Origin of the sequence: Rubritepida flocculans DSM 14296 (assembly GCF_000425365.1) — a bacterium.
Taxonomy (GTDB): Bacteria; Pseudomonadota; Alphaproteobacteria; order Acetobacterales; family Acetobacteraceae; genus Roseococcus; species Roseococcus flocculans.
Genome location: NZ_AUDH01000019.1, coordinates 57,478 through 63,892 on the forward strand (window position 1 = coordinate 57,478; position 6,415 = coordinate 63,892).

Annotated in this window: 5 protein-coding genes and 2 pseudogenes; 4 read left to right on the forward strand and 3 right to left on the reverse strand. The window is 73.3% G+C overall.

Features of this window, described 5'->3' with window-relative positions:
* Positions 1-1,401: an AtzE family amidohydrolase gene (locus H596_RS0113875; protein WP_027285394.1), complete on the reverse strand. Its 1,401-nt coding sequence runs from the start codon at positions 1,399-1,401 to the stop codon at positions 1-3.
* Positions 1,398-1,598, reverse strand: coding sequence for an AtzG-like protein (locus tag H596_RS22995; protein ID WP_027285395.1), 201 nt, complete (start codon positions 1,596-1,598; stop codon positions 1,398-1,400). Before H596_RS22995 ends, H596_RS0113875 begins: the two co-directional genes overlap by 4 nt.
* A gap of 173 nt (positions 1,599-1,771) precedes the next feature.
* Here H596_RS22995 and H596_RS0113885 point away from each other — a divergent pair, with 173 nt between their 5' ends.
* The 4 genes and pseudogenes from H596_RS0113885 to H596_RS25050 form a co-directional block, all read left to right on the forward strand.
* Complete coding sequence (locus H596_RS0113885) at positions 1,772-3,394, forward strand: lysine--tRNA ligase (RefSeq protein ID WP_027285396.1); 1,623 nt, start codon at positions 1,772-1,774, stop codon at positions 3,392-3,394.
* Complete coding sequence (locus H596_RS0113890; protein ID WP_051213034.1) at positions 3,391-5,322, forward strand: lysylphosphatidylglycerol synthase domain-containing protein; 1,932 nt, start codon at positions 3,391-3,393, stop codon at positions 5,320-5,322. Before H596_RS0113885 ends, H596_RS0113890 begins: the two co-directional genes overlap by 4 nt.
* Before the next feature lie 60 nt (positions 5,323-5,382).
* On the forward strand, positions 5,383-5,691 hold the full coding sequence (locus H596_RS0113895; RefSeq protein WP_027285398.1) for an integration host factor subunit alpha: 309 nt from the start codon (positions 5,383-5,385) through the stop codon (positions 5,689-5,691).
* 44 nt (positions 5,692-5,735) lie between these two features.
* A pseudogene (locus tag H596_RS25050) lies at positions 5,736-5,955 on the forward strand (MerR family transcriptional regulator); the annotation flags it as partial.
* Between the two features lie 121 nt (positions 5,956-6,076).
* Here the strand turns inward: H596_RS25050 and H596_RS24175 are convergent.
* Positions 6,077-6,415 (reverse strand): annotated as a pseudogene (locus H596_RS24175) (IS110 family transposase); the annotation flags it as partial.

Consider the following 6,415-nt stretch of genomic DNA (forward strand, 5'->3'; position numbering starts at 1 on the left):
TCAGGCCTTCGGTTCGGGCGCGGCGCAGACGCCGAGCTTCTCCAGATGCGCGGCGAGGCGGAACAGGCTCGCCTCCTTCCAGGGCGCGGCGATGAGCTGCACGCCGATGGGCAGGCCCTCGGGCGTGCCGATCCGCGCGGGCTCGGCGATGGGCGCGGCGATCACCGGCAGCCCGATGCAGGAGATGGGCTGGGTGTACACGCCGAGATTGGGCCGGACGGGAATGCTCTGCCCGTCCACCTCGATCATGTCCTGGCCGATCCGCGGCGCGACATAGGGCGTGGCGGGGGCGAGGATCACGTCCACCTCGTCGAACAGGCGCAGCGCCTTCGCCTGGTAGGCGGCGCGCAGGCGCTGGGCCTGCTGCACCCAGTGAGCCGGCAGCAGCGCGCCGGCGAGGAAGCGGTCGCGCGTCGCGCGGTCGAAATCCCCCGCCCGGCGGCGCAGGTTGGGCAGATGCAGGTTCGCCCCCTCCGCCATGGTGATGAGGAAGGCCGCCGCCCGCCCCAGCGCCGCGTCGGGGATGGTCACGCGCCGCGTCACGCCGAGGGCGCGCGCCACCGCCTCCACCGCCGCGAAGGCCTCGGCATGGCCGTTGCGGGCGAAGTGATCGTCGGCCACGGCGATGCGCAGCCCGGCGATCTCGGCCACCGCCGAGACGGGCTCCACGCCGCGCCACTGCTGCGCGTGGTCCTGCGGGTCGTCGCCCTGCAGCGCGTTGTAGGCGAGGGCGAGGTCCGCCACGTCGCGCGCGAAGGGGCCGAGATGGTCGAAGCTCGCCGCGAACAGGAAGGAACCGCGGCGCGAGAGCCGGCCATAGGTCGGCTTGAGGCCCCAGATCCCGCACAGCGAGGCCGGCACGCGGATGGAGCCGTTGGTGTCGCTGCCGAGCGTGACGGGCACCAGCCCATCGGCCACCGCCACCGCGCTGCCGCCGGAGGAGCCGCCGGCCATCCTCTCCCGCCCATGGGGGTTGCGGCAGGGGCCGTAGTGCTCGTTCTCGGTGGTGAAGCCGTAGGCGTATTCGTCCATGTTGAGCGCGCCGAGCATCACCGCCCCGGCCTGCCTCAGCCGCTGCACCAGGAAGGCGTCGGCCGCGGCGGGGGGGCTGTCGCGCTCGATCTTCGCGCCCGCGAGGGTGGTGAGGCCCGCGAGGTCGAACAGGTTCTTCACCGCCACGGGCACGCCGGCCATGGGCCCCGGGTCCTGCCCGGCGGCCAGCTTGGCGTCCACCGCCGCGGCCTCGGCGCGGGCGCGGGCTGCGGTGACCTCGGTGAAGGCGTTCGAGAGGGCGTTGCGCTGGGCGATGTCGGCCAGGCGCTCCTCCACCACCTCGGCGGCCTTGCGCCGGCCGGCGCGGATCTCGGCCGCCAGCGCGGCGGCGGAGAGGAAGCGCCTCACTTCCCCGCCTCCCGCCCGGCGACGAAGACGGGCGCGGCCTCCTCGGCGGGGCCGAGCGCGGCCTTCTCCACCAGCGCGGCCATGCGCGCGGCGAGGGCGAGGTTCATGGCCACCCCGGGCAGATGGGCGGGATCGAGCGGCAGGCCCACGGCGGCGGCGGCCTGGGCGGCATAGGCGGCGGGGTCGAACTCGGGCATGGCGCGTCCTCCTCGGCCGCCCCTCTCGCGCGGCGCGGGCCCGGCGCGAAGGGGGGAGGCGGCCGGAACGCGCCGCCTCCGCCGCGCATCTGCGCCCGCGCGGGGCAGGGCTGCCGCCGCCTTGGGCAGCGGCGCATTGACCCCGCCCGCGCCCCCTGCCAATCCCCACCGCCATGTCCGCGAACCCCGATCTCCGCACCGTCCGCGCCTGGCCTTTCGAGGAGGCCGCGAAACTGGCCGACCGGCTGGCCGCGCAGGGGAAATCGGCCGCGCTGCTGGAGACGGGCTACGGCCCCTCGGGCCTGCCGCACATCGGCACCTTCGGCGAGGTGGCGCGCACCACCTGGGTGCGCCGCGCCTTCGCCGCGATGACCGGCCTGCCCACCCGCCTCATCGCCTTCAGCGACGACATGGACGGGCTGCGCAAGGTGCCCGACAACGTGCCGAACAAGGAGATGCTGGCCGAACATCTCGGCAAGCCGCTGACCCGCATCCCCGACCCCTTCGGCACCCACGAGAGCTTCGGCCACCACAACAACGCCAGGCTGCGCGCCTTCCTCGACGCCTTCGGCTTCGAGTACGAGTTCGCCTCCTCCACCGACTACTATGCCTCCGGCCGCTTCGACGCGGCGCTGCTGCGCATGCTGGCGCTGCACGAGGAGGTGCGGGCGGTGATCCTGCCCACGCTCGGCCCCGAGCGGCGCGCCACCTATTCGCCCTTCCTGCCCATCCATCCGAAGACCGGCGTGGTGATGCAGGTGCCGATGGACGAGACCCGCCCCGAGCGCGGCACCATCGTCTGGACCGACCCCGCGACGGGCGAGCGCTTCGAGACGCCCGTCACCGGCGGCGCCTGCAAGGCCCAGTGGAAGGCCGACTGGGCGCTGCGCTGGTACGCGCTGGGCGTGGACTACGAGATGTCCGGCAAGGATCTGATCGACAGCGTGCGCCTCTCCTCGCGCATCTGCCAGGTGCTCGGCGGCACGCCGCCCGTCTCCTTCACCTACGAGCTGTTCAACGACGAGTTCGGCCAGAAGATCAGCAAGAGCAAGGGCAATGGCCTCACCATCGAGCAGTGGCTGGAATACGGCCCGCCCGAGAGCCTCGCCTGGTTCATGTTCGCCTCGCCCGGCAGCGCCAAGCGGCTGCACAAGGGCGTGATCCCGCGCGCGGTGGACGACTGGATGGCGGGGGTGGAGAAGCTGCGCGCCGCGCCCGACCCCGCCAACCCCGCCTGGCACATCCATGCGGGCGCGCCGCCCGCGGAGAAGCTGCCGCCCATCTCCTACGCCACGCTGCTCAACCTCGCGGGCATCGCGGGCACGGACGATCCGCAGCGCCTCTGGGCCTATATCCGCAAATACTACCCCGAGGCCGCGCCGGAGCATGAGCCGATGCTCGACCGCCTCGTGCACAACGCCTGCGCCTACTGGCGCGACTGGATCGCGCCCGAGCGCCGGTTCCGCGCCGCCACGCCCGAGGAGGCGGAGGCGATGCGCGAGCTGGTGCGGCTGCTGCGCGCCCGCGCCGCGGAGTTCGCCGCCCTGCCCGCCGGCCCCGTGCGCGAGGCCGCGATCCAGGACGCGGTGTATGACGCGGGCCGCCGCCCGCCCTTCGCGGTGGCGAACAAGGACGGCACGCTGGGCGTGGGTCGCGCCTGGTTCCAGGCGCTCTACGAGGTGCTGCTGGGCAAGAGCGAGGGCCCGCGCTTCGGCGGCACCATCGCCATCATGGGCATCGAGGAGGCCTGCGCGATGATCGAGGCGGCGCTGGCGCGGGAGAGCGCGCCGGCGTGAGGCTGCTGCTGCCGCTCCTGAAGCGCCACGGGGCCACCGCCTTCGGGCTGGTGCTGCTGGTGGGCGCGATCTGGGTGGTGCAGCGGGAGTTCCGCAGCCTCAGCATCGCCGAGGTGCGCCGGGCGATGGAGGCCATCCCGCACGCCGCGCTGCTGGCCGCGGCGGGGCTGACGGTACTGGCCTATCTCGTCCTCGCCATCTACGACTGGCTGGGGGCGCGCTATGCGGGGCGGCCCTCCTCCTGGGCGCGGGCGCTGCTCGCCTCCTTCTGCGGCTATTCGCTCGCGCACAATCTCGGCTTCGCCGCCGTCTCGGGGGCGGCGGTGCGCTACCGGCTCTACTCGGCATGGGGCTATTCGCCGGTGGAGATCGGCAAGGTGATCGGCTTCACCTCGCTCACCTTCGGGCTCGGCGGCATGGCGCTGGGCGGCATGGTGCTGCTCTTCGAGCCCGAGGTGCTGCCCTGGGCGGGGGCCCATCTGCCGCGCTGGGCGCTGCAGCTCTGCGCCCTGCCGCTCTTCGCCGTGGTCGCGGCCTATGTGCTCGTCAGCCGCTTCCGCCGCAGCATCCGCGTCTTCGGGCACGAGGTGGAGCTGCCCGGCGTGCGCATGGCCATCGCGCAGACGCTTCTCGCCACGGTGGACGTGGCGGTGACCGCGGCCATCTTCTACGCGCTGCTGCCCGCCGCGCCGGGGCTGACCTTCCTGCACTTCATCGGCATCTACCTCGCCGCCTACGCGGCCGGGATCGCGGCGAACGTCCCGGGCGGGCTCGGCGTCTTCGACGGGGCGATCCTGCTCGGCCTCGCGCCGCATCTGGGCGCGGCGGAGGTGGTGGGCGCGCTGCTCGTCTTCCGGCTGTTCTACTACATCGTGCCGCTGTTCATCGCCGGCGCGCTCTTCGCCGGCTTCGAGGTGACGCAGCGCTCGGCCTGGCTCGCGCGCTTCGGCGCGCTGGGCACGCCCGCCATGCCGCTGGAGGTGCCGGCGATGACGGGCCTCGTCGCGCTGGGCGGGGCGCTGCTGATCTTCCTCGGCGCGCTGCCGGTGGACGTGACGGTGTGGAAGCAGTGGGCGGGCTACGAGGCCGCGCTCGCCTCGCAGTTCGCCGCCTCGCTGGTGGGGTCGCTGCTGATGGTCATGGCCTTCGGTCTGGCGCGGCGGCTCACCATCGCCTGGGGCGGGGCGATCCTGCTGCTGCTGAACGGCGCGCTGATCGCCTGGCTGCGCGAGGAGGCGTGGTGGACCTGGGGCCTCTACCTGCTGGTGGCGGTGCTGCTGGCCACCATGCGCCCCTCCTTCTACCGCGACAGCCGGCTGCGCTGCGAGCCGCTCTCCCAGCCCGTGGCGCTGCCGCTCGCGGCCGTGACCATCTGCGGCCTCGCGCTCGCGCTCATCGCCAATGCCGGGCGCGTGCAGGGCGATTCCTGGTGGGAGGTGGTGCTGTTCGGCGATGCGCCGCCGCAGCTTCGCTTCACGGTGGGCGTGACGGCCGTGCTGCTGCTGTTCGGCACGGTGCGGCTGCTGCGCCCCGCGCGCATCCGCCCCGCACCCTTCGACGAGGCGGCGCGGGCGCGGCTGCGCGCCCTGGGCGCCAGCCCGCCCGCGCAGGCCGATGGCGTGCTCTGGGGCGAGGCCGGGCGCGCCGGCTTCGCCTTCACCCGCCGCGACGGTCTCTGGATCGCGCATGGCGACCCGGCGGGCGAAAGGCGGGACGCGATCAACGCCATCTGGCGCTTCCGCGACCTGTGCGAGCGGCATGGCGCGCGGCCGGCCTTCCTCGGCGTCGGGCCCGAGTATCTGCGCATCTACGCCGATACCGGGCTCGAGACCCTGCCCGACCCGGCGCGCCCGGGGCGCTTCCTGGCCTGCGACGCGCGGCGCGACCTCGCGCGGCTGAGCCGCGAGGGCGCGGCGGATTCGTGTTGACGCCGCCCCCCGCGCAAGGCTTCCTTGCCCCGTCAGGCACTTGCGGGCGGAGATTCACGCATGGAGACGCTCACCCGGGCAGGGCTGGCCGAGGCCATCTACACGCAGGTCGGCCTCTCCCGCCAGGAATCGGCGGCGCTGCTGGAGGCGGTGCTGGAGCGCATGGCCGTGGCGCTCGAATCGGGTGAGACGGTGAAGATCTCGGGCTTCGGCACCTTCCTCCCGCGCGAGAAGGGCCAGCGCGTCGGCCGCAACCCCAAGACGGGGGTGGAGGTGCCCATCCTGCCCCGCCGCGTGCTGACCTTCCGGCCGAGCCAGGTGCTCAAGGCCCGCATCAACGGCGCGCCCAGGCCCGCCGGCCGCGAATGAGCGAGGCGGAGGACGCCCGGGAACGGCCCCGCCCCCGCAAATCCGCGCAGGCCTTCCGCACCATCAGCGAGGCGTCGGAGCAGCTCAACGTCCCGCAGCATGTGCTGCGCTTCTGGGAGACGAAGTTCCCGCAGCTGAGGCCGCTCAAGCGCGGCGGCGGCCGGCGCTACTACCGGCCCGAGGATCTCGCGCTGCTCCAGCGCATCGCCGACCTTCTCTACACCCAGGGCTACACCATCAAGGGCGTGCAGCGCCTTCTGGCCGAGGGCGAGCCGCAGATGCCCCTGCTGCCCGAGCCCGCCGAGGAGGAACAGGGCGAGGTCGCCGCCGCGCTGGAGGAGCTGGAGCGCATCGCGGCCGCGCTGCGCGCCCTGGCCCGGGGCGGCTAGACAGAAACTCCCTCGGCTTGTGGTTCGAAGGAGCATGCGAAGCCGAGCTTTATGATTTGGGCGGCGAGGGGACGTGCCTGCTGTTCTGGCGAGCGTTGGTGGAAGTGATTTGGTCCGAGATCGTGCCAGAAGGTTCCGTTTTGGAGCATGTGCCAGACGGCGGTGAGGATGGAGGCGGCGACGGCGCAGATGGCTTTTTTCGGTCCGCGGCGCTGTCGCAGATGGTGGAACTGGGCGCGGAGATAGCTGTCCTTCTTGCGGGTGGCGGCCCAGGCGCACTGGACGAGGGTGGTCTTGAGCCAGGGCGCGCCCTTGCGCAGGCGGTTGGAGCGGCG